Genomic DNA, 26173 nt, shown 5'->3' with positions numbered 1-26173 from the left:
GTTTGTGCAAAAAATGGAAACTACCGCAGTTGATCAATTCGCAGAGCTATTGGGTGTACAAGTGCTGCATCGCAGTTTTGATGAGGCGCGTTGTCAGCTTAATGTGAAAGATGAACACATGAATGCCTTGGGCGGTGTGCATGGCGGCGTCATATTTTCTTTAGCCGATATTGCTTTTGCGATGGCTTGTAATGCAGGGGATGCGCCATATACGGGCCTACAGGCGGATATTCGTTATATGAGCGGTGCGAAAGATAGGGTGTTATTTGCAACGGCAACCAAGGTTGGAAGTAGTAAAAAATTTGCCCATTATGAAGTGGTGATAACAGACGGTTTGAATAATAGAGTCGCTTTATTTACTTCTACGTGTTATAGGCTTGCGCCGTGATAGGCGGTTATGAGGTTGTTATATCTAAAGTAGAACTTAACTAAATTGATAAATGTATTATAAGATATAAAAAAGACGTTGCTTAAATTTTATAAATACAGATAATGGCTGACATTATCTGTATTTTTCTATGAAAAATTTCCATTCATATTAATGGGTTTACTAAATGAAGAATGATATAAAAACTTTTACTGATAAAACAAATGCTGATAATAAAGAGATCGGCTTTCAGTATCAGTATTACTATTTTTTATATAAGTTACTTAATCTGAAGAAAGGACAATCTGTGGGCCTTGAAGTCAGAGATGATGTTCATACAACACTTAAAAATAATCAACAAATACTTATTCAACTTAAACATACAGTCAGAAAAAATGCTTCTGATAATGCTGTTTCCTTAGCGGAATTGGATGTTGATTTATGGAAGACTTTATATAATTGGGCAAATATAATTGTAGATAAAGCAGCTGGTCGAGCAGAAAAGAGTCAACAGATAGATTTTATATCTAGAACTGAATTTCATTTAGTAACTAATAAAACTGAAAGTAAAAAAAATTATTTTTTGGAAATTATAGAAAAATATAAGAAGAAAGAAAGTACTTTTCATGAGCTTAGAACTCATATTGTTGTTTTATATGAAAAAACAGATAATGATAACATTAAAAAGTATATAAATTTTTTACTTGAATTAGATGAAGAAGTACAAGCTAATTTTTTGGAAAAAATTTATTTAGAGCTTGATCAAGATGATTTAGATATATTAATAAAAGAATCAATAAGAGATAAGATGATTGATGAAAGTCGGATTCAGGAGGTCTATGAGCGATTAGACTCAAATATAAGATTTGATAATTTTATAAATATTAAAAATGGGGGTAAAGTAGAAATTAATTTTGATGATTTTTATAAACGTTATAGAAATATTTTTAGCACAGCTCGAACACCTTTACAGTTAAGTAAGTCTTTTCAACCAGTGTTACCTGATGATCTTTTTTCACAGAACTTTATTAAGCAATTAATAAATATACAAGCTATGAAAGTAAATGACATGGAAAAAGCTATAAAATATACTAGTCAAAGATTAAAAATAATCAGGTTTTTAGATGAATGGTTGCAAAATGGAGAAATTATTTATGATGAAATTAATGATTTTCATAGTGATGTGACGAATAAATGGGAAAATGAGTTTGAACATTGGTGTGAAAGTTGTCATGACATGGATATTGTAAAAAATGCTAGAGAATTATTGCGAAATCTTCGTATTATAGAGTTTACGATAGCAAACAATAAACTTAATACAGAGCTAAGTAACGGTGAGCTTTATCATTTATCCAATGAAAACTTAATAGGTTGGCATAGAGATTGGAACAAATAGTGAAAACATCCGAAGATAATAATTATCGAATTTTTTGGGACGGTTATAATAATATTGGTATAGGGGCGGTAGCTTTAGCTACGGTTATGAACGAAGTAAAAAGTTTGTCTATTTCCAAATCATTATTAATTTTACCATTAGTAATACATCAACCGACATTGCAATTACTATCTCATAAACGAACAACTTTTAAAGGATCAGCTTCCTTTGTTTCAACATATCCACGATTATTAACAAATTTTAATAGACGTTATTTTAGCACTCTACCACTTACGTTGAACTCTATTCAAATTTTAATAAATTTAAATTACTTAGAATTCAATGAAAATATTGAGCTAAGAAATATTCTGGATATCGATAAAGAATTCGGTGAGAGGGCAATTAAGATCTCAAAAGCAGCTAATAAAATTTCAGAGCTGCTACAAGAATCTGAAGAAGAACTTTATTTAAACTTTAGAGTAAAATTATGAATTTTGGATTAGATGCGATTGTTCTATGGTCAAGAAAAAATGAACTTCGAAAATTAGATTTTAAGAGAAATAAAATTAATGTGATAACTGGGGGAAGTCAAACTGGCAAATCAACTTTATTAAAGATTTTTGATTATTGTTTTTTAGCTAGTGAACATAATATTCCTCATGATATTATTAATGATAACGTGAGCTGGTATGGTATTAAGTTTTATATTAATAATAAAAATTATTTTCTAGCTCGTAAAAGTCCATCTGAAAGAGGTGTTTCAGATGAATATTATTTTTCATCTTTAGGTGTTATTCCAGAAATTATTAAAACAAATATAAAAGAAGATGTATTAAAAGGAATAATTGCTTCTGAGTTTGGATTAGATGAGAGGGTAAAATTACCTTTTGGAGGAAGTTCTTTAAGAGCTGGGAGTAAAGTATCTTTTAGATATTTTTTCCTTTTTAATATGATTTCAGATGATATTATTATAAATAGTAAAAATTTTTTTGATAAACAAGAAATCCCAAGATACCGTGAAGCATTACCAAGAGTTTTTGATTTAGCTTTAGGTATTGATGATTTAAATAATATTTTGGCCCAAGAGAAAAAAGATTCTTTACTTAAAGATATTCTTAAATGGGAAAAAAGAGAAAAACTTTTAAATGAGGGTAAAAATTCTTTCGATTTTGAAGTTAGAAATATAGCTTCAAAAGCTGTTGCTTATGGCCTTATTCCCCAAGTTGATACTAATATATTGCCGATCGATTTATATAGTTTATTAGAGAATACTAAAACTATTCCTGATTATGATTTTTCAACAAAAAGACGTGAAGAAATCAATTCAAGATTATTTATTATCAATAAGCAGTTAAAAGAATGTTCTCAATTTAATGATGATTATTCAAATTATAAGAAAATTTTAAAAAACTCTAGAGATAGTTTAAAGCCGATTGAAGCTTTAGTAAAAAGATCAAATGAAGTGGTTAAATCTGAAGTTTTTGATGAATTAATTAGTGCTCTAAAATTAGATCTTTCAAATATTAAAAAAGAAATTCAAGCTAAACAGCCGGTAGAAAGTCAGATAAATTCTGAGATAATTCGACTTAAAGTTGAGAAAGAAAAGTTAATGTATGAGCTCCAAGTACTACCTGAGGCTCCTCAATCATTTTTGGAGTTGCAAAATAAATGGGAATTTATTGGTGAGGCAAAAGGCAAACTTAGTATTTATACGCAGCTAGAAAGTAATAAGTTATCTAATAATTTGCCTGAAATCAACGATATTGAAAATGAATATAATTCAATTAATGTTAAAAATGTTGAAGATGAAAGAGTAGCTACCATTGGTTTGATTGATGAGGTTGCTACTGAATTAATGCAACAGGTAAATGGTGCACTAGATAATTATGCAAATTGGTATGCAAGCTTTAATTATAAAGATAAGAAGATTCAACTAAGAAAGCCGAAGTCTACCCTAATTGAAAATATTGGTAGTAGTTCAAATCATATGTTTTTACATTTAATTCATTTTTTATCTTTGCATGAAGTGGCAATTAATAAAGGATCTAAATTTGTACCTTCTTTTTTAATAATAGATCAACCAAGTAGACCTTATTGGGGTGATGATGGTGCATCAAAAGATGTAAAGTATAGTGATCAAGAGAAAATAAAAATTGCTTTTCAGCTGTTAAATAATTTTATTGATACTGTGAATATTAATTATAAGCATGAATTTCAAATATTAATGTTTGAACATGTACCATCTATTATGTTTAAAGGTTTGAATAATATTCATTTGTTGGATCCTTTTAGAGGCGGTAATGCTTTAATTCCAGAAAATTGGTATAAGGAATAAAATATAGTTGTTGATATAACCATATACCTATAATGATTTATTATAAGTATATGGTTGTTTTTTGATAGGATTTATTAATAATAAATTTGTATTATTGAAAAAAGATTAGAGAAGCACCAAAATTTAAAACGAATAAAGTGTTAACGAATCTCTAATTTCCCAATTATATTGCAAAGTTAGCACCAAATTAAATATTACCCCTCTATAACCCCCACTTAACAATAACCCCTTCATTATTTAGCCTTACTTTTCTGATGATTTAATTTAAAACAAATGGCATTTTGCGTGCTTGACTGTAACAGGGTTGGGCACTATTCTTTGCCTGCTGGCCACATTGCCAGCCGGTCGTCGCGGACCGATTTTTTCGACCACATCAGGATTATTTCTTCTGAGGAATAGTCTTATGTGTAAACTCCCAGTCTCCTCCCGTAGCGGTAGGACGGGAGAGGGACACCCTCGGGTGTGCTGGAGTCGAAACCAGTCCGCGAACCCTTTCTCGTTCTGCCACCATAATTTTAATGTCGGCAGAACTCCCAATAAAAAGGAGTTGGCTTTGCACATCCATTATTTCTTGGCTCTCAATGCCAAAAGCTATAACGACACAGCTTAAAAATTAAAGCAGCTTGAACGCCCTAAGGTTTTCAGGCTTAAAGTCATTTTTATTTAAAACTTATCAAAAACAAACTTGAGATGTGCCAAGCACAGTCTTTACGGCTTTGCTGTGCCTTTTTTTCTCCCAAAAAAGTATCTCATTTACAAACAACAAGAATTTATAACGGTAAAACTATGCCAAATTTAGTTCTCTCAACACGTGCTTTAGAAGTAGTAAAAAAAGGGATTAATCTGTTTCATCACGGTGGGTTTCACATGGTGGGCGTCGACAAAATTGTGAAAGAAACCGAAGTGAATAAAATGACGTTTTATAACTACTTTCACTCTAAAGAACGCTTTATTGAAATTTGCCTGATCGTACAAAAAGAACGACTCCAAGACCAAGTGGTTGCAATGGTCGAGTATGACTTAGTTACTGCCGCCATAGATAAACTCAAAAAGCTTTATTATTTACATACCGATATAGAAGGGCCGTATTACTTATTATTTAAAGCTATTTTTGAGATTAAAAATAGTTATCCAAAAGCCTATCAGACCGCAATGCGCTATAGAACATGGCTAAAAAATGAAATTTACAGTCAGCTTAGAGTGCTAAACGCGGATGCTTCTTTTAATGATGCCAAGCTATTTGTATATATGGTGGAGGGTACAATCATTCAGCTTTTAAGCTCAGATGGGGCAATCGAGCAGGAAAAGATGTTGGAGCGTTTTCTTCTCGCCACTATCCATTCTCACTAGCTAAAGAGGCTGCTTTAATATCGCTTAAATTAACCTCTAACCAGTCAGCAAGTGCAGCAACACGTTTAGCGACTTCTTCACCTAATAAGGTTAAATCATATTCGACGTGGGGAGGGACGACTGGATAAGAAGTTCTACGTATAAAACCATCTCTTTCTAAATGCTGGAGGGTCTGAGTCAGCATTTTTTCGCTAACCCCGTTTGCTTTACGGCGTAACTCACTATAACGATGTGTGCCGTCACGTAAAGCAATCAGGCATATCACTCCCCAGAGGCTTGTAACATGAGCAAATGCTTCTCGGGACTGACAATTATTCTCTCCAGTAAAAAGATCGCCTCTTCGGACTCTTTCGGTCAAGGTGGGGACTTTTACATTTTTCGTACCCATGCTTTATTTATCTCCATTCAAATGTGAATAAGCTTAATACTAACCTTGAGGTACGTACCTTATATGGCTCAGGAATAAATATTATATTAAGGCTCATCTCTATATTGGATCCAGAAATTTTAGGATTTTATTTACTCAACTAATTTTGAACATGGTTCCATCAATGTAAGTAATACTCCTTTTATAGGATCAAACTTTTCTTTATAGACGCAGCTATATAATTTACACAGGATGAAGAATGAATAATTTGAATTTTAAAACGCTAAAGAAGTATTGGCTGCGATTCGTGGGTATTGCTGTAATCGCAGGCGCTTTAGTATTGGCATTTGCTTGGACCGCTGGTCTATTTGGACATCGAACAACATCCAAAACTTTTTTGGGTGACACATTAAAAAACTTTGATCCTGGATATCGACGTGCACATGGTAAAGGTATTTGTTTTGATGGCACTTACCATAGTAATGGTGCGGCAGCAGCACTCTCTAAAGCCACTGTATTTGCCAAGTCTGATATACCAGCAATTGGCCGATTTTCTATTGGAAGCGGTAACCCGCATGCACCAGATAATTCTACCGCAACAGTGAGTATGGCTTTATTACTTTCTCCAGCCGATCATTCACAGTGGCGTATGAAATTAAACAACTTTCCCTATTTCCCTACGCGAAATGCCGAAGGTTTTTTGGCGCAGCAAAAAGCATTTAAACCCGTTCCATCTACTGGAAAACCTGATCCAGCCCTTGTGGAGGCGTTTTTAAAAGAATATCCCGAAGCGCGTAAGTCTATTGAGCAAAAGGCCAAGATGCCATTAACCGGTAGTTTTAGCGGCGCAGAATTTTATGTCGTAAATGCCTTTATATTGCGAGCGGCCAATGGACAAGAACAGCCAGTCCGTTGGTCTATGCGTCCTCATTCAAAATTTATTAGTCTGACCAAAGAACAACGTGATCAAGCTGGCCCTGATTTTTTATTTAAGGACATCAAAAAACGTTTGGCTGAAGGGCCGCTCTATTGGGATTTGGTTTTGCAACTTGCCGAACCAGGAGACCCGGTGAATGACCCATCTCAGCCTTGGCCAAAAGAACGTAAAGAAGTTATAGCCGGAACATTAGAAGTCAAAAATGTAACTGATCAGGTAAATGGCGCATGTCGTGATATTAACTTTGACCCAACTTTGGTGCCACCCGGAATTGAGTTATCAGATGATCCAGTACTCGCAGCACGAGCGGCAATCTATTCCCAGTCTTACAATGCTCGATTACGTGAAATTGGATTTGGCAAAGCAACGGATGCCGTGGGCAAATAGGAGAGCTGAACAATGCAAAACAAATCTAACGATAATGCTCCACGTCATTTTAATTTGACTGCTCAAATACTGCATTGGCTTATGGCGGCAGCAATTTTGGCCATGCTATTTATTGGGGTAGGAATGACCACCTCAATTACTTGGCGTCCGTGGTTAATTGATATTCACCGTCCTTTAGGAATCGCAATCTTACTATTGGTCATCATAAGATTAATAAATCGAGTCTGTTATCCAATTCCACCATTGCCGCCGACTGTACCGCGCTGGCAGGCATTTCTTGCCCATGCATCACATTGGCTACTATATATTTTGATGTTTAGTTTGCCATTGCTCGGATGGGCAACACTATCGGCAGGTAATTGGCCTGTCACTTTATTTCCGGGTTGGGACCTTCCATCTATAGCACCAACCAACTCGACACTTTACGCTTGGTTCCGTACATTACATGGAATTTTGGCTTGGCTATTATTTGCTGTCGTTATTGGTCATTTATCTGCTGCGTTATTACATGCATGGATTTATCGCGATGGCGTATTTTCGAGTATGGCTTTGGGGCCTTCTTCTAAAAAAGAGGATGCTGACTAGTTTGCTTGAAAGCTTTCGACTGAACGATGAGTAAATTCTATTGAGCCACATCTTTGTATGTGGCTTTTTTTCTAAAAAAGATTAAGTTTGATCTATATACATTATGACATTCACAAAGTAAGCATGGTTGAAAAAGGCTTTGTTTATTTTAAGCTTGTTTGTTCAGTTCAGACGGTAAATGCTGCGCCAAATAATCAATTGCAAGACGGGTTTTCAGTGGCATAAACGGCAGCGCAGGCCATACCAAATGAATCGGAAAAGCAATGCTCGACATGGTTTCTAACACTTGCACGAGCTTACCATCCTGTAATTCATTTTGAATGAGCCAATCGGGTAGCCATGCGATACCAGCTCCAGCAAGGGCTGCATTTTTAATGGCTTGTAAGTCATTTAAAAGGAGTTTTGCTTTGGGCTTAATAAATAAAGGCGCCTCATTTTCCTTTTGAAGTCGCCATTTTTGCATTTGACCAAAATGTGGATCGGCAATCGTGGCGTGATGCTCTAAGTCCTCAATATGTTGTAGGGGACCTGCTTTATTTAAATAATCAGGTGAGGCACAAAGTAGCATTCGATGCTGACCAATCGGTTTGGCAACGAGCTGAGTGGTATCAGGCAGTGCCCCGATTCTTATACACAAATCAAAACCTTCTTCAACCAAGTCTACAGTTCGATCATTAAATGAAATTTCTAACTGTAAGTGCGCATGTTGCTGAGCAAATTTAACCATGAGCGGGGCAGCAAAGAGTTGCCCGAACAGCACTGGCACAGACATTCTTAATCGACCAGTTGCGTTAATTTTCCCTTGGTCTAATAAAGCCGCTGCATTTTGTATTTCACTTAACGCTCGGCGGCTATGTTCATAAAACAAAGCACCTTCATCAGTCATGCTGAGTGAACGTGTTGTTCTTTTAAATAAAGCCACACCAAGCTGATCTTCAAGCCGAGCAATATTTTTACTTATGGCTGAGCGAGTTAAATGCAATTGCTCGGCAGCTTTTACAAAACTTCCAGCTTCAACCACAGTCACAAATATAGAAATTGCACTTAGTTCATGTTGCATGATTGTTGCCTAAAAGGAACCAATGATAAGAAATAATATCACCACTGTTGAATTTATGATGGAGTTAATATGGCTTCATCAAAAACGTGGAGATGGTCATGGCTAAAATATTGGTACTAAAATCCAGCATTATGGGTGAGGGTTCACAAACCAATCGCTTAATTGATGTAATGCTTGAACACCGTAAAGATCAAGGTTGGCAAGATGACATCACCATACGCAATTTAGCTGAAATGAATCTGCCTGTATTAAATCTGGAAATTTTTCAGGCGCTGCGTGGTGCGGAAAATAACAATCAAGACATTCAGCAAATCGTTGCTTTATCTGATGAATTAATTGCTGAGTTAAAAAGTGCTGATTTATTGGTGATAGGCGCACCGATGTACAACTTAAATGTGCCAACTCAACTCAAAAACTGGTTTGATTTAGTGGCACGAGCAAGACAAACATTCCGCTATACCGAAACTTATCCTCAAGGTTTGGTTGAAGGGGTAAAAGCGGTGGTGGTAAGTAGTCGGGGCGGCATTCATGTTGGCCAAGAAACTGAGGCAGTCACGCCTTATCTCAAAGCAGTGTTAGGGCTAATGGGCATTCATGACGTCGATTTTATTTATGCAGAAGGCTTAGACATGAAAGCTTATTGCAGCAATGCATTAGATCTGGCAAGCCAGCAAGTGAAAGAATTCACTATTTAAAATTATGGGTTGAAACTCTTGTACATCTAATTGATCACAAGAGTTTCTAAGTCTATTTAAATCACATTTCTCAGTTCATTTGCTGTGTTGCGCAGCAATGGCAAAATTTGCTGAACCAAATAATCTTCTTGTACACGGTTAGTTTGAGACATGCAGTTAAGCGCTGCTATCGCTTGACCTTGGGCGTTAAATACGGGCACTGCAATCGCAATCACACCAAGCTCATGTTCTTCTTTGGAAAGACAATAATCCGATAACGAAATACCCTTAAGCACTTCAAAAAACTTTGATTCATCTACTATGGTAAATGGCGTTAAGCGTTTTAAACCGTAAGTTTTTACCCATGCATGTTGAGCTTCTTCGGATAGTGCTGCCAGCAATACTTTACCTGTGGAAGTGGCATGGGCAGGGAGACGGTTTCCTAAATGCATGCCATAAGGGCTGACACGTAAATTATCTTGCTGTGGTAAATAACTACGGGCAATCGGCACCACTTCGTTATCGTCTAACACCACAATTGAAAAAGTAAGAGATGTCTGTGCACATAATAGATTTAAAAATGATTGAGCAACTTTAGGCAGGTGGGCAGAGCTTAGATAAGAACTCGAAAAGCGCAGCACGCGATGAGTGAGCCAAAAGTAATGTTCATCGGTTTCTAAATAGCCTAAGTATTTTAAAGTTTTTAGGTAACGCCTTGCCGCTGTACGGCTAATACCGGTTCGCTCAGCCACTTGAGTGACATTGAGTCGTTGCCGATCTGTTCCAAAAGCTTCCAGTAAAGCCAAGCCTTTTGCTAACCCTGCAATGTAGTCATCTTGACGTATTTTCTCATGCGAGTTCGGGTGCTCTAGAAAAGCATCGAGAGAAGGCATCCTTTCATTCCTGTTATTTTGATTGTTTCTGTCCGCTATTCGGACAATCTAAATGATAAACGGTTATTTTCGTCTTGGATACATAGTGAACAAAACTTAAAGCCAGTAATTTAAAAGTCAGGATGAAACAAGGATGAAGTTATGGATATTTTAAAGACACAGGTTGCAATTATTGGTTCTGGGCCAGCAGGGTTATTGCTTGGGCAACTTCTCTATAAAGCTGGCATCGATCATATTATTGTTGAGCAACGTAGTGCTGAATATGTGGCTTCACGGATTCGTGCAGGAATTTTAGAACAAGTTTCGGTCGACTTACTGAAACAAGCAGGCGTTGATCAAAACTTAAAAGAAAAAGGATTACCGCATTCGGGTATTGAAATCTTAACCAATGGTGAATTGCATCGGGTTGATTTGGCAGCACTTACAGGTGGTAAACAAGTGACTGTATATGGCCAGACCGAAGTCACCAAAGATTTAATGTCTGCGCGTGAAGCAGCACAGCTCACTTCATTTTATGAAGCTCAAAATGTACAGGTAAAAGATTTCTACACGGCACCAAAAGTTGAGTTTGAGTACCAAGGTAAAGCTTTTCAAATTCAGTGTGACTTTATAGCAGGGTGTGATGGCTACCATGGTGTCTGCCGTGCCAGCGTGCCTGAAGATAAAATTAAGACCTTTGAAAAAGTTTATCCGTTTGGCTGGTTAGGGGTGTTGGCCGATGTTCCACCTGTAGCCGATGAACTCATTTACGTACAGTCTGAACGTGGATTTGCTTTATGTAGTATGCGCTCAGAAACACGTAGCCGTTATTATTTACAAGTCCCTTTAACAGATCACATCGAGGACTGGTCGGATGAAAAGTTTTGGGATGAGTTAAAAAACCGCCTAGATCCCGAAAGCCGTGAAAAGTTAGTGACAGGACCTTCTATTGAAAAAAGTATTGCGCCGTTACGTAGCTTTGTGACCGAGCCAATGCGTTTCGGAAAACTATTTTTAGCAGGTGATGCTGCACATATTGTTCCACCGACTGGAGCAAAAGGTTTAAATCTCGCTGCATCTGATATTGCTTATTTATCCAATGCACTCATTGAATATTATGCCGAAGGTTCCGAACAAGGGATAAATGAATACTCTGAAAAATGCCTACAACGCGTATGGAAAGCAGAGCGTTTTTCTTGGTGGATGACTCACTTATTACATCGTTTTGAAACTGAAAGTGAGTTTGATCATAAGATTAAACAAGCCGAGTTAAGTTATGTACTGGGCTCGATTGCGGGTAAAACTACTTTGGCTGAAAACTATGTCGGGTTGCCTTATGAAATTAAGCAAATAGATCGTTTTAAGCATGCAAGCTAAAGGCTAAGTAAAAATAAAAAGGGCATGAAAATGCTCTTTTTTTATATAAAAATTTAAGTAGGACGTAATAGCTTAAGAGATTGTTTTGCTTAAAAGATCAGCATTAATAAAAGCTTTTGTCACATTTTTTCAGTATATTGCTATTAATTTCTTTATTTATAAATTCTAAGTTTGTATGGAACAGGACCAAGCACGCATACCTAAATATATTCCTATTCGCGATGCAATTGCCCATGATATTGAATCTGGCGTATTAGAAGCCCACGCAAAACTCCCATCAGAAAGAGTGCTTTCTGAACAGTTTCAAACCACTCGTGTGGCTGCACGTGAAGCTTTACTGGCTTTGGAAACCGATGGTTTGATTTATCGATTAGATCGCCGTGGTTGGTATGTTCGTTCTCCTCGTATTATTTATCATCCGCAATCGACAAAAAACTTTAACCAGTTTGTGATTGAACAAGGCTATGAACCATCTACAGAAGTAATTTCGAGTGAACTGACTCAGGCTACTTCTTGGGATGCCAAGCATTTAAAAGTTGAAAAAGGGCATCCGATTTATTCAGTTTGGCGACGTCGTTGTATTAATGGTCGCCCTGTTTTGGTTGAGCATTTACGGGTGAATGCCGAACTTTTCCCTGAGTTTTTAACTCATGATCTCAAGCAATCCATTACTTTACTCATGGCAAATCAATATGACTGCCATATCACCCGAGCTGACATTAACCTGTATCCAACTGCTTTATCTGAACAACAGGCTAAAGCACTGCATGTGAATGTTGGGGCACTTGGTTTATATATTTGCCGTAGCAACAGAAATGAAGAAGGCGTGATTACTGATGTTGACCAAGAATATTGGCTACATGATGTTTTAGATTTACATTTCGAAGCGCGAGCATAAAAATACAATCTGGTTTAAACCAGATTAATTAAACTGTCATATAAAGCTGTTGAAATACGATCATCAAATAATTGCATTCGATGGTTTGCAGATGAAACAGTATGTTCAACAGACAATTAAACTCGGTACTGCATCAGTTTTAGGTGTGGTGGTCGCTATTCAGATGGGATGTTCATCAGCAACATCAAAACAATCAGAAGAAATTACAGTCTATACGGCAGTGGAAGCCGACCAGCTGAAGCAATACCAAGAAGAATTGCATAAAGCCTATCCTGAACTCAAAGTAAAATGGGTACGTGATTCAACAGGTGTGATTACCGCTAAACTTTTGGCAGAGCAGAAAAATCCACAAGCGGATGTGGTTTTTGGTGTGGCTTTAACCAGTTTGCTGGTCATGGAAAAAAAGGACATGCTTGAGCCTTTTAAACCTGAAGGCATCCAAAATTTAAAACCGGAATTTGTAAGCCAAAAACCTGTATCGACTTGGACAGGTATGGATGCATGGGAATCTGCAATTTGTGTCAATAAAGTCGAATTAGAAAAACGTAAGCTACCGATTCCAAAAACTTGGAAAGATTTAAGCAACCCCATTTATAAAAACCTGATTGTGATGCCAAACCCAGCCTCAAGTGGAACAGGCTATTTGGATGTCACAGCTTGGATGCAAATTTGGGGTGAAAAGCAGGCATGGGACTATATGCAGGCTTTAGATAAAAACATTTCACAATATCCTCATTCGGGTTCAAAACCTTGCAAGATGGCAGCACAAGGTGAAATTCCAATTGGTGTTTCTTTTGGTTATCCGGCATTTAAGTTAAAAGCAGAAGGTGCACCTTTAGAAGTGGTTTATCCAACTGAAGGTTTAGGCTGGGAAATGGAAGCCTCAGCAATTGTGAAAGGAACCAAGAAATTAAGTAGTGCACAAAAATTTATAAATTGGTCGGTAAGCAAAGCGGCAAACGAAGCCTATGCCCATAACTTTTCAATGGTGGCCTATAAAGGCATTGAAAATACCACCATGGACTTCCCGAAAAATCTTCCTCAGATGCTTGTGAAAAATGATTTTTATTGGGCGGCCGAGCAGCGTGAACGTATTTTGGCTGAATGGTCAAAGCGTTTTGAAAAGTGATCTTTTAGATAAAGGCCTCATTATGCAAATACCTTCATCATTGCAATCATCGCTGCTAGGTCAAAACCAAAAGGCCGAGTTAGCAGGGCATTTATTGTCGACCTTAACGACCTATAAATATCCTGAACATGGCCCTTCGGTTTTAGAAGTGGTGGATATACAAAAAAAGTTCCAACACTTTCAGGCGCTAACGCATATTAATTTAGACCTGAAAGCTGGCGAGTTCGTGAGCTTTTTGGGGCCTTCAGGGTGCGGTAAAACCACATTGCTACGCATTATTGCGGGTCTAGAAAAACCTGATTATGGAAAAGTCATAAAAAAGGGCGTAGACATTACGTTGCTCAGTGCTGAAAAGCGCCACTGTGGCATTGTGTTTCAGAACTATGCGTTATTTCCAAACTTAAACGTTGAAGAAAATATTGCTTTCGGCTTAGATAAAAAAAAGTGGGATAAAGCACAGCGTAATCAACGAGTTCAGCAGTTATTAGAGCTGATTGAATTACCAGATATTGCAAAAAAATACCCAAATCAATTGTCGGGCGGGCAGCAGCAACGTGTTGCGCTTGCTCGGGCAATTGCACCGAAGCCTGATATTTTACTATTAGATGAACCATTGTCTGCTCTCGATGCTCAGGTACGTCTAAACCTAAGACAGAAGATCCGTTCGATTCAATCACAGCTTAACTTGCCAACCATTATGGTCACGCACGATCAAGAAGAAGCCTTAAGCATTTCTGACCGTGTGGTAGTGATGAATCATGGCGTTATTGAGCAAATTGATACGCCGCACAATATTTACTACAAGCCACAAACCCAATTCGTTGCAAAGTTTATTGGCACCATGAACTTTTTGGCAGCCACTTGTTCGGTTGTTAATCAGCTCGAGGTTTTAGGTTTTATTCCTCTAAATTTGGAACAGCAAAAACTTAAAGCAGGGCAAAGCTACAACATTGGTTTTAGACCCGAAGCCGTCGAGTTGGTTGATGATTTCGGCACTGATAAAGAGTCGTTGTATTTGCCAGTTAAAGTATTAAGCACTGAATTTTTAGGTGCGAAACGTCGTTTGTTTTGCACTATTCATATCGATGGAATTGAGCAAGCAAAACACCTTTTGCAAATTGAAATTGAAAATACCAAGTTCAAATCTTTGCAAGAACTCATGTTTATAAAAGTGCCTAATCAGCTCATTCATGTCTTTGACGAACAAGGGTACGCACTATGTTAAATGAAGCTGCATCAGCGGTTTTAAAAACACAGCCGCGTCGAAAAACTGAATTTTCATTAAGATCAAATATTGCTTTGGCTAGCGTCGCAATTGCTTTGACTTTAGCGATTATTGCTCCATTAATCATGCTGTTTGAAACTGCATTTTTTAATGAAAATCAAAGTTTTGTTGGGCTTGAAAATTTTTATCATTATTTTGGCAGTCCAGCTTTACTCAGCTCTGTATTTAACTCAGTGTGGGTTGCTTGTGCTGCTACTGTCATTACAGTATTTCTTGCCAGTATTTATGCTTTTGCACTCACCAATGTGAATATAAAGGGTAAAAGCTTCTTTAAACTGGTGGCTTTTTTACCCATTTTAGCACCATCACTTTTGCCTTCTTTAGCATTGGTTTATTTGTTTGGTAAGCAAGGCGTATTAAAGCCTTTACTGGGCGATATACAAATTTATGGCCCAATCGGTATTTTAATCAGTTACTGCTTTTGGCTATTTCCAGCAATGTTGATGTTGATGATAGCGTCTTTTCGCAGTGTCGATCAGCGTTTAATTGAAGCATCTTTGTCGCTAGGTAAAAATATCTGGAAGACCCATTACCACGTCACACTACCTGCAATTCGCTATGGACTCATTAGCGCAAGTCTAGTGGCTTTTATTTATGTATTAACCGATTTCGGAATTCCGAAAGTCATTGGTGGTTCATTTAACATGATGGCGCTTGATGTCTATAAACAGATTATTGGTCAGCAAAACATGAGTATGGGTGCGGTAATTTCCATCTTGTTATTGCTACCAGCAGTGTTTGTCTTTATTTTCGATCGAATACAAAGCAAACGCCATGCACGGTTTCAAGCCTTTCAGGCTAAACCTTATGTTTCAGCACCGAATAAAAAACTTGAAGTCGTTCTGAGCCTATTTTGTGGTTTGGTTTCAGGTGCAATTTTACTGATTATCTTTACGGCTGTGCTGGCGTCATTTATTCAGTCTTGGCCTTATGATTTGTCTTTGACCTTGGCACATTACAGTTTTGAATATGTCGATGGTGGTGGTTGGGCTGCGTATTTTAACTCGGTTCGCATGGCACTCTTTAGTACGGTTTTTGGAACAGCACTCATTTTTATGGTGGCGTTATTAACCGAACGTTTTAAAGCACATCCACTCATTAAGAACTATGTGCAAGCTTTGGTTTTATTACCTCTTGCTGTGCCGGGATTAGTTCTAGGTATTGCCTACATTTTGTTTTTTAACCAGCAAAGCAACCCGTTAAATGTGCTGTATGGAACCATGACCATTTTGGTGATTTCAACCATCGTGCATTATTACACTGTGCCACACCTCACTTTAACCAATGCCATTAAACAGATTCCGCTACAGCTCGATCAGGCTGCGGAAACTCTAGGAACATCGAAGTGGAAAACCTTTTGGAAAGTGTATTTGCCTATGTGTTTTCCAGCGCTATGTGATGTATCGGTCTATATTTTTGTGAATGCCATGACCACTGTGTCAGCTGCGATTTTCCTTTATTCACCAGACACCAGTTTAGCTGCTGTAGCTGTTTTAAATATGGATGATGCGGGAGACACGGTTTCTGCTGTTGCGATGAGCATTTTGATTTTAACCACCTCATGTGTTGTAAAACTCATTCACTGGTTATTTACCAGAAAAATTATGGCAAGAAGTCAGCAATGGCGTGAAAGTTTTCACTAAGTTTTAGCTAAACACAATTTTTATTTAACCTACTGAAACGAAATGCTTTGTTCAACAAGGCAAGGGTTTATTCATCCTAAATTTCGCAAATTGGAAGTCTTATGAATCACGTACAGTTTGATTTAATTGTTGTCGGAGCAGGTATTTTAGGTTTGTCCGCTGCCATACAGGCACAAGAACAAGGCTTGAAAGTTTGTATCTTCGAGAAAAATGCCAAGCCTGTGGGCGCAACTCGCCGTAATTTCGGCATGGTTGGAACATCGACCTTAACCCATCCAGAGCAACAGTGGCGAAAGTACGCGCTTGAAACGCGTTCTTTTTATCAACGCATTCAGGCTGAAATCGATATTTCATTTGAGCAAAGACAAGGTGTGTATCTCGCCAATACGGCACTTGAATGGCAGGTTTTAAATGAGTTTGCCGAGCGTGCAAATAATTACCAAATTCCAGTTCATTTGCTAAACCATGATGAACTGGTCACCCAATTTTCCTATTTAAACCCCGAGCAGCAGTTTCAAGGTGGTTTGGTTTTTGAAGAAGACTATTCGGTCGAACCGTATGTGATTGGGCAGCGACTATTGGCATATGCCGAAAGAAACGGTGTAGAGATTTATACCAATGCCTGTGTTGTTCAAACCCAATATCAGCAGGAAAGTTGTCAGGTTCGTTTGGCAAGTGGCGAGGCATATCGGGCAAATAAAGTTTTGATCTGCCACGGTGAAGTCATCGATGTTTTATATCCAGATCTTTTACAAAGTTTGAATCTGAAACGTTGTGGCCTACAAATGGCTCTGACTCAACCGTTTCACCAAAACTTAAATGCTTCTCTTTATTCAGGCTTATCTATTTCACGTTATCCGGCTTTTGAAATTTGCCCAAGTCATTCTGAGTTGGTTAAAGCGTCACAGCAGGGATTCATTAAAGAATTTGGTATCCATATTCTGATTAAACAAAACGAATTTGGTGAACTGATCGTGGGCGATAGCCACGAATATCATTCAATTAATGAAGCGCCACAGTTTGAGCAGCGTGAAGAGATTAATGAGTTTATCCAAGCTTACTGTCACGAAAAATTAGGGCTGACTTTACCTCCAATTCAAAAACGCTGGAATGGTTATTACCTGACTCATGAACATGAGTTGGCCTGTGTTACTGAAGCTGAAAAAAATATCTTTCTGGTGAGTGCGATTGCCGGTAAAGGCATGACCACAGGGGCTGGCTTTATGAAAGAAATATTAGAACAAAATATTTACTAGTTTGTCATCTGGTTTAAACCAGATTGGTGTATATTGAAATTAACGTAAAAGAAATGAGTAATATTATGAACATGCAACCCCAACTCGATATGGATTTAGAGAACAAGTATTTGCTTCTCACTCCAGGGCCATTATCAACATCGGCAACAGTACGCCGTGCCATGCAAAAAGACTGGTGTACTTGGGACCAAGAATACAACTCGCTGGTACAAGATATCCGCTCTCGTCTAGTCAACTTGGCAACCAGCCAACCTGAAAAATATACGGCTGTGTTAATGCAAGGCAGTGGTAGTTTTGCTGTGGAGTCTGTACTTGGGTCAGCTATTTCGCGTGATGGCAAAATATTGATCATTAATAACGGCGCATATGGTGCACGTATGGTGCAAATGGCGCGTTGCTTAAATATTGAAGTTGTAGAGCTGAACTATTTAGAAACTCAAACACCAGATTTACAAGAGATTGAGCGCGTTTTACAAGATAAAACCATTAGCCATGTTGCGTGTGTACACTGTGAAACTACCACAGGAATTTTAAACCCGATTCAAGACATTGGCCGTTTGGTGAAAGCAGCAGGAAAAATCTGGATTGTGGATGCCATGAGTTCATTCGGTGGTGTGCCTATGGATATTGCTGAGCTTGAAATTGATTTCCTGATTTCAAGTGCAAATAAATGTATTCAAGGTGTTCCGGGCTTTGGTTTTATTTTGGCAAAATGTGATTGCCTAGAGGCATGTAAAGACTTAGCACGTTCGGTTAGTCTCGATTTGTATGACCAGTGGAACACGATGGAGCAGCATAACGGTAAATGGCGTTTTACCTCACCAACCCATGTGGTACGTGCATTTTATCAAGCATTACTTGAGCTTGAGACAGAAGGCGGTGTTGCTGCACGTTATCAACGTTATTTACAAAACCAACAAACCTTATCTAAAGGTATGCAACAACTGGGCTTTGAATTGGTACTCGGTGAAGAGTGCCCACAATCACCCATCATTACCACTTTTCTGTACCCGACAGCCGAAACATTTAGCTTCCAGTCATTCTATGAAACGCTGAAAAAATCAGGCTACGTAATTTATCCGGGCAAAATCACAGATCTTAACTGTTTCCGTATAGGCAATATTGGCGAAGTTTATGTACAGGATATTGAAGGGCTTCTTGCTGCGATTGCGAGTTATTGCGAAAGCCACCTCAATCAAGCTGTAACAGCATAATTTTTAAATCATTTGTATTAAAGGAATACACCATGACAATCAACAATACACAAATTCAGGCTGTTGTTTTTGACTGGGCTGGCACAACTGTAGATTTTGGCTCACGCGCACCGATTTTGGCTTTTATGGCTTTATTTAAAGACAATAAAGTTGAAATTACGGTTGAAGAAGCACGTGCACCAATGGGATTAGAGAAACGTGATCATATTGCGGCAGTTTTAAAAATGCCGCGAGTAGCGGCGGCATGGCAGGAAGTATATGGGAAGCCTGCAACTGAAGCAGATATTGACCGTTTATATAAAGACTTTATTCCTTATCAACTAAATTCTATTCCGAAATGTTCTGCTTTAATTCCGGGGGCATTGGAAACATTTGAAAATATTAAAAAGCGTGGTGCGAAAATTGGTAGTAACACGGGTTATGCATCAATGATGATTGGTCGTTTGGTCAAAGATGCTGCCGATCAAGGCTACCGACCGGACTGTATCGTTACGGCAAGTGACGTAAAATTTGGCCGTCCATATCCTGAAATGCTATGGAAGAACTTAATTCAACTCGACGTATCCGACATCAAAACTGTTGTAAAAGTAGATGATACCGTGGTGGGCATTGATGAAGGTTTAAATGCCGGATGCTGGACAGTAGGACTTGCGATTAGTGGCAATGAAGTCGGTTTAAGCTATGAAGAGTGGAGCGCGTTATCGGCTGATGAACAGATTGTACTAAAAGATAAGGCATACCAAAAAATGAATGCATCGGGCGCTCACTATGTGATTGATAGTGTCGCCGACTTACCAAATGTACTCGATGATATTGAACGCCGTTTGGGGCAGGGTGAACGACCTTAAACAGAGTTTAGGTCTATATATTTTTAAGCTTAGCTCCCTTGGGAGCTAAGCTTACCTAAAAAATTAAAATGAAGAGTAATAAACTCTACATACGTGGAAATAAGGAGTAACTTTGAAACGTCAATTCCTTATTTCCTGCTAACCATCTAAAACACATGTTTAGATGGTTAGTACCATCAATCCTATAGGTACAGGACTTATAGGATTTTTTGTGATGGATCTTTTATGACTTTTGTGGGTCGTATATTTTTTCTTTAATGAATAAGGCTGGTATCACACCACAAATTAGGTAGGCAGCACCCATCACGACAAAACCTAAACCAATTGAGCCGCCAGATGCTAAGAAACCAATCGTTGCTGGGGCTAATGCAGCGCCTAAACGTCCAACGTTATAAGCACCGCCAATGGCTGTACCGCGAATGGCAGTCGCAAAGCTTTCGGTCATGTAGGTTGCATTTACGCCATAAGGGATGCCGTATAGAAAACCAAAGGTCACCAGTAAATATAAAATGTTGCTTGGCGAGTTATAAAAAACAATCATAGGTAGGAAAATAGCAGTGCCGATTGCACCAAAAGCATAGGTAAAGCGACGCCCTAATTTATCGGCCATCATACCCGCAAGAACTTTACCCAAAATCATGGCGGTATATGTACCTACCATATAGGCGGTCATTTCCTTGAACTTCATACCGAGTTCACTTTCAAGGTATGACGGCATCCAGTTATTTACACCATAGTAGCCAAACTGTAAAAAGCCTGCCGTTAACGCCCATAAGATAAACATATTACGGTTTCGTTTATCTTGGAAAATAAGCTTAAATGCCGAAGTTTTTGATGCGTTTTGAGCCACAACTGGTTGTTGTAGTCGAGACTTTTGCCATGCTTCTGGTTCAGGTACAAGCACATGCATGAGAACAGCAATAATGACGGGAATAATCGCAACATAAAACAGCATGCGCCAGCCATGATCAGGAATAATCCAGCCTGCAAGTAAGGTCGCAACAATATAGCCAACCGTCCAACCTGCTTGTAAAGTGCCAAGTACTGTTGTGCGGAAACGTGTTGGGACATATTCGGCCATGAGGGTATTACAGGCGATATAAAGTGAACCCAAACCAAGAGATGCAAAAAATCTTAAAATACCAAACTGAAGAAAGCTCTGGGTAAAACCTAAGCCACAGGTAAGGAGCGAGAAAATTAAAATAGAAATAACCACAATACGCACGCGACCAAATTTATCGCATGCCCATCCCCCAAAAATGCCACCAACAGCCATACCTGCCAAGGTAAAACTGCCAAGCATACCTGCTTGTACTGAACTTAATCCAAAATCTGCCTTAATACTATTTAAGCTATAAGACAGCAGCATCAAATCTGCACCATCTACCAACAGTGCCAGAAATGCAAAAATAAATGCTATTTTCCACGTATGAGGCTGTATACGAGAAAGACCTTCTTTGTAATTTGTAGCCATAATCCATTACCTACATTTAATAAAAAGCACTTCAAGTCGTTTTGAAGTGCTTTAAATTTGATTAAGACGCAGCGCGAATCATATTTCGGGCAATAATCACTTGTTGAATTTGAGTGGTCCCTTCATAGAGACGGAACAGACGAACATCTCGATAAAAACGTTCAATGGCATATTCACTGATGTAACCCGCACCGCCATGAATTTGTACGCAGCGATCAGCAACGCGGCCACACATTTCGGTTGCAAACATTTTTGCGCAAGAAGCTTCCGTGCTAACGTTTTGTCCCGCATCGCGTAGGCGTGCAGCGTCTAAGATCATACATTTAGCTGCATAAATTTCAGCTTTTGAATCGGCAAGCATGGCTTGAATGAGTTGAAACTCGGCAATTGGTTGTCCAAATTGCTTGCGTTCGATGGCGTAATTTAAAGAATCGTCTAGCATTCTAGTGGCTGCACCGACACTCAAGGCAGCAATATGCAAACGGCCTTTATCGAGTACTTTCATGGCAGTTTTAAAACCAACACCTTCAACACCACCTATAAGTGCTGAAGCAGGGATGCGGCAATTTTCAAAAATAACGTCACAGGTATGGGCACCTTTTTGTCCCATTTTTTTATCGCGTTTGCCAAGAGAAATACCCGGAGTTTGGCTATCAACAATAAAAGCAGAAATGCCACCAGCGCCTTTAATATCAGTGTTTGTACGTGCCATGACTGTAAATACACCAGCATGGGGCGCATTGGTAATAAAGCGTTTGGTACCATTTAAAATATAAAACTCACCATCTTTTACGGCGGTGGTTTTTAAAGAGGCAGCATCAGAACCTGCGTCAGGTTCGGTTAAGCAAAAAGAACTGATCACTTCACCACGAGCTAGACGCGGTAAGAAAAATGATTTTTGTGCTTCGGTCCCATCAATAATCAAACCACTTGAACCAATGCCATTATTGGTCCCAATAAGAGAGCGAAAAGCAGGAGAGGTACGACCTAATTCAAAAGCGACATAGACCTCTTCTTCCATCGTTAGGCCAAGACCTTCGTATTCTTCAGGAATGGTTAAACCAAATAAACCGAGAGCTTTCATTTGCTCAACAATCTCTTGAGGAATTTCATCCGTTTCAGCGACTTCATTCTCATGAGGAATTAAGACACCTTCAACAAATTGTCGAATCATATCAACAAGTTGATTTAAGGTTTCCTGATCTCGAATCATAGTCTCGTCCTTTTACTCTATGCAAAAAACATCAATGTGATGTTCGTAAAATCACCAATATTTGAAGTGATAGTAATCAAAGGATGAGCGCAAAACAATATATTTTGAAAATTAATTTCGCAATGCGATACTTTGTTATTGTTTTATATTTGGCTAATTTATTGATTTATTTAAGCTATATTTTCTTATAAAAAATCATCATTTTTAGTGGAAAATTAAAGTTTGATTTTTAAAAAGAGCCGTGTATATTAAAAATATATATCGCTATGCGAAATTTTAAATGGATAAGTTTTCCTATAGGAAATGAATCACAAAATATAGTGGGATGAAGATGGGTGCTTTAAATGGAATTCGGGTGCTTGACTTAAGTCGGGTATTGGCTGGGCCTTGGTGTGGACAGATTCTTGCCGATTTAGGCGCAGAAGTAATCAAGATTGAACGGCCGAAGGTTGGTGACGATACTCGTTCTTGGGGACCACCTTGGATGAAAGATGACTCAGGTCAAGACACTCAAGAAGCCGCTTATTATCAGTCAACCAACCGTAATAAATTATCGGTTGCCATCGACATTGCCAATCCTGAAGGCCAAGAATTGATTAAAGCACTTATTCAAGACACCGATGTCGTGATTGAAAACTACAAAGCGGGTTCTTTGAAAAAGTACGGTTTGGACTACGAGTCTTTATCTGCAATTAACCCTAAATTGGTGTATTGCTCAATTACAGGTTTTGGTCAAACTGGTCCCAGAGCAGAAGAACCCGGTTATGACTTTATTATTCAGGGTATGGGCGGACTCATGTCGGTCACTGGTGAGCGTGATGATTTGCCCGGCGGTGGACCACAAAAAGTAGGCGTTGCATTTTCTGACTTAGCCACAGGACTTTATTCTACGATTGCCATACAGGCTGCTTTACTCAACCGCCATGTGACAGGTTTAGGCCAATACATTGATATGGCTTTGCTTGATGTTCAAATTGCTACAATGGCAAATCAGGGAATGAACTATCTTTCATCGGGTAATATCCCTAAACGTTATGGCAATGCACACGCCAATATTGTGCCTTATCAAGTATTCAAAGCCTCTGACCGTGACTTCATTATTGCATGTGGAAATGACACTCAGTTTATTCAACTCTGTCGAAGTATTGGTTTACCCGATTTACCAAATGATGCGCGTTTTGCCCGAAATGCAGACCGAATCAAGCATCGCGATGAAATTATCGGAATTTTACAAACTCACTTTTTAACAAAAACAGCAGATGAATGGGTAGACGCAATCTATGCGGCTAAAGTTCCGGTCGGTGTGATTAATAACTTGGAACAAGCTTTCCAAGAACCACAAGTGATAGCCCGAGAAATGTTAGTCGAGATGAACCATCCTCAACGTAAAAAATTGAAGATAATTGGCTCACCAATCAAACTTTCTAGAACGCCTGTTGAATACAAAACAGCACCTCCACTGTTGGGTGAACATACGCAGGCGATTTTAGGGCGAGTAGTATCTACAGAAAAGTTAGCAGAGCTTAAAGAAAAGGGCGTAATTGGATAAGTAACTTAAAAGCGAAAGGTTAAAATGATATTTAAAATCAGAAAATAAAATATTTAATCTTTCGCTTTAATGAGTTAAATGAAGTTATTTTATAAATGCAGACTTGGACGTTTGCTCTTTTGCTATTTATAGAAAAAATAGATTATAATTTTCGCAGTGCGAAATAAAATGTGGATTGGTATGACAATGAACGATGCAGTTGATGCAGAACAGACAGAAAAACTACTCGCGCCTTTAAGGCATGAATTATTACATCCGATTGAAGACATGCAGGATGAAAATGATCGCCAATTTATTACTGCATTAGCACGTGGCTTAGAACTATTACGTTGTTTTACACCTAAACATCAGCATTTGGGCAACCAAGAGCTTGCTCAGATGACTGGTTTGCCAAAACCAACCATTACTCGCCTGACCCATACTTTGTCGCGTTTGGGTTATATCAAACAAGTACCAAACTCAAGTAAATTCCAGCTTTCAGTTGGTGTTCTTGCTTTTGGTTATTCCATGCTCTCTAACGTATCGATTCGCTCTATTGCTCATCCATATATGAAAAATTTGGCAGACTATGCTGGTGCTGCTGTAGCAATGGCAACACGCGATCGACTGAATATGATTTATCTTGATGTCGTTCAAGGCAAAGGCAATATGACCATGCGCCGTCAAGTCGGGACCTATTTGCCGATTCATTTAAGTTCGATGGGTCGAGCATGTTTAGCTGCCATGCCAGAAGATGAAAGAGAGTTCTTGCTTAATGCCATTCGTAACAAGCATAAAGAAGACTGGATTAAAATTAACCGTGATCTAGACAAAGCCTTTAAAGACTACCAAGATTTTGGATACTGTTTTTCAATTGGCGAATGGCATAAAGACGTTAACTCGGTTGCGGTTCCACTCATTCATGAACAACATGGTTTGCTGGTATTTAACTGTGGTGGTCCAAGCTTTATTATGAACCGTGAAAAACTCGAAGAAGATATTGCACCGCGTCTTTTACACATGGTGAATAATATTCGTACCGAGATTAGCTAAACGTATCTGATTTACTTATAAAAGCCAGCCTTGTTTTTCAAGGCTGGCTTTTTAGTGTGTGAGTTTTAGGCTGTTTGCTTATGGAAGTTCGGTTTTCTTTTTTCTTTGAAAGCATTTAATGCTTCTTTAAATTCGGAACCCTGTAAACAACGTGAGAAAATAGTCGACTCATGATCAATACGATTGAGTAGATCATCGATTGGCATATCTCTTAGTAACTTTTTACTGAGCTGCAAGGCTTGGCTTGGTTTGTGAGCGAGTTTAATGGCTACGTCTTCAACCACTTGATCCAGCTCAGTTGCATCAAATATTTCATTAACCAAACCATAAATTTTTGCTTGGTCTGCCGAAAACTTTTCACCCAGTAAAATAAGTTCCGAAGCACGAGCAAAACCCAATAATCTTGGCAAGATGTAACTTGAACCCGCTTCGGGTACAAGTCCTAAATTCACAAAGGGGAACTGAAAAATAGAATTTTGGCTTGCATACACAAGGTCGCAATGTAGAAGCATAGTGCTGCCAATGCCAATTGCCACACCATTTACTTTAGCAATAATCGGTTTTGGAAATGTTGCTAAGCTTTTTAAAAAAACAATCGAAGCGGGTGGTTCTGAAGTGGTGGTATCACGTTTTTCAAATGCATTGACATCATTTCCACTCGTAAATGCCGAATCTTCACCAGTAAGTATAACCACATGGACATCTTGATTGGTTGCAGCCTTATCTAATGCCCGACTTAGGGCCGTATACATTTCATAATTAATTGCATTCTTCTTAGTGGGGTTACTCATGGTGAGCGTTAGTATATTTTTATCAAAATGCTCCTGAATTGTACCTGTTTTAAGCTCGCTTTGAGTTACATTGTCCTGTTGCATCATTTATTCCTTTAAATTAACTATTTGAAAAATATTTGCTTTCAGTTGGTGGAAGCTCATACTTTTCAAAT

Annotated in this window: 24 protein-coding genes; 18 read left to right on the top strand and 6 right to left on the bottom strand. The window is 38.4% G+C overall.

The window, feature by feature from the left end; genetic code table 11:
• Positions 1–4: 4 nt before the first annotated feature.
• From J576_RS09775 to J576_RS09750, 5 genes are all read left to right on the top strand, one after another.
• Positions 5–388, top strand: coding sequence for a PaaI family thioesterase (locus tag J576_RS09775; RefSeq protein ID WP_001171041.1), 384 nt, complete (start codon positions 5–7; stop codon positions 386–388).
• 166 nt (positions 389–554) lie between these two features.
• Positions 555–1763: an ABC-three component system protein gene (locus J576_RS09770; protein WP_025467655.1), complete on the top strand. Its 1209-nt coding sequence runs from the start codon at positions 555–557 to the stop codon at positions 1761–1763.
• Complete coding sequence (locus J576_RS09765; protein ID WP_002048330.1) at positions 1763–2233, top strand: three component ABC system middle component; 471 nt, start codon at positions 1763–1765, stop codon at positions 2231–2233. Before J576_RS09770 ends, J576_RS09765 begins: the two co-directional genes overlap by 1 nt.
• Positions 2230–4077 carry a DUF3732 domain-containing protein gene (locus J576_RS09760; RefSeq protein ID WP_002048295.1) on the top strand — a complete coding sequence of 616 codons (1848 nt, stop codon included), beginning with the start codon at positions 2230–2232 and terminating at the stop codon, positions 4075–4077. The genes J576_RS09765 and J576_RS09760 overlap by 4 nt, the downstream gene beginning before the upstream one ends.
• Positions 4078–4863: 786 nt before the next feature.
• The gene (locus J576_RS09750) at positions 4864–5427 is read left to right on the top strand and encodes a TetR/AcrR family transcriptional regulator (RefSeq protein ID WP_025467657.1); all 564 of its coding nucleotides are present in this window, start codon (positions 4864–4866) and stop codon (positions 5425–5427) included.
• On the opposite strand, the gene J576_RS09745 is transcribed toward J576_RS09750, so the two are convergent.
• Positions 5411–5815 (bottom strand): winged helix-turn-helix transcriptional regulator, encoded by a 405-nt coding sequence (locus tag J576_RS09745; RefSeq protein ID WP_016804486.1) that lies wholly within the window; start codon positions 5813–5815, stop codon positions 5411–5413. The two genes, J576_RS09750 and J576_RS09745, sit on opposite strands and share 17 nt — an antisense overlap.
• 238 nt (positions 5816–6053) lie before the next feature.
• Here J576_RS09745 and J576_RS09740 point away from each other — a divergent pair, with 238 nt between their 5' ends.
• Positions 6054–7118 carry a catalase family peroxidase gene (locus tag J576_RS09740; protein ID WP_002048368.1) on the top strand — a complete coding sequence of 355 codons (1065 nt, stop codon included), beginning with the start codon at positions 6054–6056 and terminating at the stop codon, positions 7116–7118.
• 12 nt (positions 7119–7130) lie between these two features.
• Entirely contained in the window at positions 7131–7703 is a 573-nt protein-coding gene (locus J576_RS09735) for a cytochrome b (RefSeq protein ID WP_002048371.1), read from the top strand.
• A 148-nt stretch (positions 7704–7851) separates the two neighbouring features.
• Here the strand turns inward: J576_RS09735 and J576_RS09730 are convergent, their stop codons facing one another.
• Entirely contained in the window at positions 7852–8763 is a 912-nt protein-coding gene (locus J576_RS09730) for a LysR family transcriptional regulator (protein WP_002048386.1), read from the bottom strand.
• A gap of 98 nt (positions 8764–8861) precedes the next feature.
• Here J576_RS09730 and J576_RS09725 point away from each other — a divergent pair, with 98 nt between their 5' ends.
• A complete protein-coding gene (locus tag J576_RS09725) occupies positions 8862–9458 on the top strand; it encodes an NAD(P)H-dependent oxidoreductase (protein ID WP_002048377.1) in 597 nt (198 codons plus the stop codon).
• Positions 9459–9514: 56 nt separating this feature from the next.
• Here the strand turns inward: J576_RS09725 and pobR are convergent, their stop codons facing one another.
• Positions 9515–10330 (bottom strand): IclR family transcriptional regulator PobR, encoded by an 816-nt coding sequence (pobR, locus tag J576_RS09720; RefSeq protein ID WP_002048356.1) that lies wholly within the window; start codon positions 10328–10330, stop codon positions 9515–9517.
• A gap of 141 nt (positions 10331–10471) precedes the next feature.
• Here pobR and pobA point away from each other — a divergent pair, with 141 nt between their 5' ends.
• The 8 genes from pobA (at position 10472) to phnX (ending at position 19959) form a co-directional block, all read left to right on the top strand.
• Positions 10472–11686 carry a 4-hydroxybenzoate 3-monooxygenase gene (gene pobA, locus J576_RS09715; RefSeq protein WP_002048343.1) on the top strand — a complete coding sequence of 405 codons (1215 nt, stop codon included), beginning with the start codon at positions 10472–10474 and terminating at the stop codon, positions 11684–11686.
• A 175-nt stretch (positions 11687–11861) separates the two neighbouring features.
• The gene (locus tag J576_RS09710; RefSeq protein WP_002048349.1) at positions 11862–12584 is read left to right on the top strand and encodes a UTRA domain-containing protein; all 723 of its coding nucleotides are present in this window, start codon (positions 11862–11864) and stop codon (positions 12582–12584) included.
• A gap of 91 nt (positions 12585–12675) precedes the next feature.
• On the top strand, positions 12676–13713 hold the full coding sequence (locus tag J576_RS09705; protein WP_002048315.1) for a putative 2-aminoethylphosphonate ABC transporter substrate-binding protein: 1038 nt from the start codon (positions 12676–12678) through the stop codon (positions 13711–13713).
• 22 nt (positions 13714–13735) lie between these two features.
• Positions 13736–14938 (top strand): ABC transporter ATP-binding protein, encoded by a 1203-nt coding sequence (locus J576_RS09700; RefSeq protein WP_002048304.1) that lies wholly within the window; start codon positions 13736–13738, stop codon positions 14936–14938.
• On the top strand, positions 14932–16641 hold the full coding sequence (locus J576_RS09695) for a putative 2-aminoethylphosphonate ABC transporter permease subunit (RefSeq protein ID WP_002048271.1): 1710 nt from the start codon (positions 14932–14934) through the stop codon (positions 16639–16641). Before J576_RS09700 ends, J576_RS09695 begins: the two co-directional genes overlap by 7 nt.
• Before the next feature lie 101 nt (positions 16642–16742).
• Positions 16743–17897, top strand: coding sequence for a TIGR03364 family FAD-dependent oxidoreductase (locus J576_RS09690; protein WP_002048392.1), 1155 nt, complete (start codon positions 16743–16745; stop codon positions 17895–17897).
• 26 nt (positions 17898–17923) lie between these two features.
• Positions 17924–19111, top strand: coding sequence for a 2-aminoethylphosphonate--pyruvate transaminase (gene phnW, locus J576_RS09685; RefSeq protein ID WP_025467659.1), 1188 nt, complete (start codon positions 17924–17926; stop codon positions 19109–19111).
• A 32-nt stretch (positions 19112–19143) separates the two neighbouring features.
• Positions 19144–19959, top strand: coding sequence for a phosphonoacetaldehyde hydrolase (phnX, locus tag J576_RS09680; protein WP_002048361.1), 816 nt, complete (start codon positions 19144–19146; stop codon positions 19957–19959).
• A 223-nt stretch (positions 19960–20182) separates the two neighbouring features.
• Here the strand turns inward: phnX and J576_RS09675 are convergent, their stop codons facing one another.
• Positions 20183–21433 carry an MFS transporter gene (locus J576_RS09675; RefSeq protein ID WP_002048390.1) on the bottom strand — a complete coding sequence of 417 codons (1251 nt, stop codon included), beginning with the start codon at positions 21431–21433 and terminating at the stop codon, positions 20183–20185.
• Positions 21434–21494: 61 nt separating this feature from the next.
• Positions 21495–22646, bottom strand: coding sequence for an acyl-CoA dehydrogenase family protein (locus J576_RS09670; protein WP_002048328.1), 1152 nt, complete (start codon positions 22644–22646; stop codon positions 21495–21497).
• A 331-nt stretch (positions 22647–22977) separates the two neighbouring features.
• On the opposite strand from J576_RS09670, the gene J576_RS09665 reads away from it, so the two are divergent.
• Positions 22978–24195 (top strand): CaiB/BaiF CoA transferase family protein, encoded by a 1218-nt coding sequence (locus tag J576_RS09665; RefSeq protein ID WP_002048342.1) that lies wholly within the window; start codon positions 22978–22980, stop codon positions 24193–24195.
• 186 nt (positions 24196–24381) lie between these two features.
• Complete coding sequence (locus tag J576_RS09660; RefSeq protein WP_000996083.1) at positions 24382–25227, top strand: IclR family transcriptional regulator; 846 nt, start codon at positions 24382–24384, stop codon at positions 25225–25227.
• Positions 25228–25292: 65 nt separating this feature from the next.
• Here the strand turns inward: J576_RS09660 and J576_RS09655 are convergent, their stop codons facing one another.
• Positions 25293–26102, bottom strand: coding sequence for an enoyl-CoA hydratase (locus J576_RS09655; RefSeq protein ID WP_002048279.1), 810 nt, complete (start codon positions 26100–26102; stop codon positions 25293–25295).
• Positions 26103–26173 lie beyond the last annotated feature (71 nt).

The organism is Acinetobacter sp. 766875 (assembly GCF_000582055.1).
Lineage (GTDB): Bacteria > Pseudomonadota > Gammaproteobacteria > Pseudomonadales > Moraxellaceae > Acinetobacter > Acinetobacter nosocomialis.
Note: the sequence above shows the minus strand (reverse complement) of the source record. Positions and strands in the feature narration are given on the sequence as shown.

Bases quoted from the DNA above. Each gene is read 5' to 3' on its own strand.
- phnX (WP_002048361.1), top strand. From the start codon at position 19,144: ATGACAATCAACAATACACAAATTCAGGCTGTTGTTTTTGACTGGGCT.
- J576_RS09655 (WP_002048279.1), bottom strand. From the start codon at position 26,102: ATGCAACAGGACAATGTAACTCAAAGCGAGCTTAAAACAGGTACAATT.
- J576_RS09750 (WP_025467657.1), top strand. From the start codon at position 4,864: ATGCCAAATTTAGTTCTCTCAACACGTGCTTTAGAAGTAGTAAAAAAA.
- J576_RS09730 (WP_002048386.1), bottom strand. From the start codon at position 8,763: ATGCAACATGAACTAAGTGCAATTTCTATATTTGTGACTGTGGTTGAA.
- J576_RS09695 (WP_002048271.1), top strand. From the start codon at position 14,932: ATGTTAAATGAAGCTGCATCAGCGGTTTTAAAAACACAGCCGCGTCGA.
- pobA (WP_002048343.1), top strand. From the start codon at position 10,472: ATGGATATTTTAAAGACACAGGTTGCAATTATTGGTTCTGGGCCAGCA.
- J576_RS09725 (WP_002048377.1), top strand. From the start codon at position 8,862: ATGGCTAAAATATTGGTACTAAAATCCAGCATTATGGGTGAGGGTTCA.
- J576_RS09740 (WP_002048368.1), top strand. From the start codon at position 6,054: ATGAATAATTTGAATTTTAAAACGCTAAAGAAGTATTGGCTGCGATTC.
- J576_RS09770 (WP_025467655.1), top strand. From the start codon at position 555: ATGAAGAATGATATAAAAACTTTTACTGATAAAACAAATGCTGATAAT.
- J576_RS09735 (WP_002048371.1), top strand. From the start codon at position 7,131: ATGCAAAACAAATCTAACGATAATGCTCCACGTCATTTTAATTTGACT.
- J576_RS09690 (WP_002048392.1), top strand. From the start codon at position 16,743: ATGAATCACGTACAGTTTGATTTAATTGTTGTCGGAGCAGGTATTTTA.
- J576_RS09675 (WP_002048390.1), bottom strand. From the start codon at position 21,433: ATGGCTACAAATTACAAAGAAGGTCTTTCTCGTATACAGCCTCATACG.
- pobR (WP_002048356.1), bottom strand. From the start codon at position 10,330: ATGCCTTCTCTCGATGCTTTTCTAGAGCACCCGAACTCGCATGAGAAA.
- J576_RS09705 (WP_002048315.1), top strand. From the start codon at position 12,676: ATGAAACAGTATGTTCAACAGACAATTAAACTCGGTACTGCATCAGTT.
- J576_RS09710 (WP_002048349.1), top strand. From the start codon at position 11,862: ATGGAACAGGACCAAGCACGCATACCTAAATATATTCCTATTCGCGAT.
- J576_RS09660 (WP_000996083.1), top strand. From the start codon at position 24,382: ATGAACGATGCAGTTGATGCAGAACAGACAGAAAAACTACTCGCGCCT.
- J576_RS09760 (WP_002048295.1), top strand. From the start codon at position 2,230: ATGAATTTTGGATTAGATGCGATTGTTCTATGGTCAAGAAAAAATGAA.
- J576_RS09670 (WP_002048328.1), bottom strand. From the start codon at position 22,646: ATGATTCGAGATCAGGAAACCTTAAATCAACTTGTTGATATGATTCGA.
- J576_RS09745 (WP_016804486.1), bottom strand. From the start codon at position 5,815: ATGGGTACGAAAAATGTAAAAGTCCCCACCTTGACCGAAAGAGTCCGA.
- J576_RS09700 (WP_002048304.1), top strand. From the start codon at position 13,736: ATGCAAATACCTTCATCATTGCAATCATCGCTGCTAGGTCAAAACCAA.
- J576_RS09665 (WP_002048342.1), top strand. From the start codon at position 22,978: ATGGGTGCTTTAAATGGAATTCGGGTGCTTGACTTAAGTCGGGTATTG.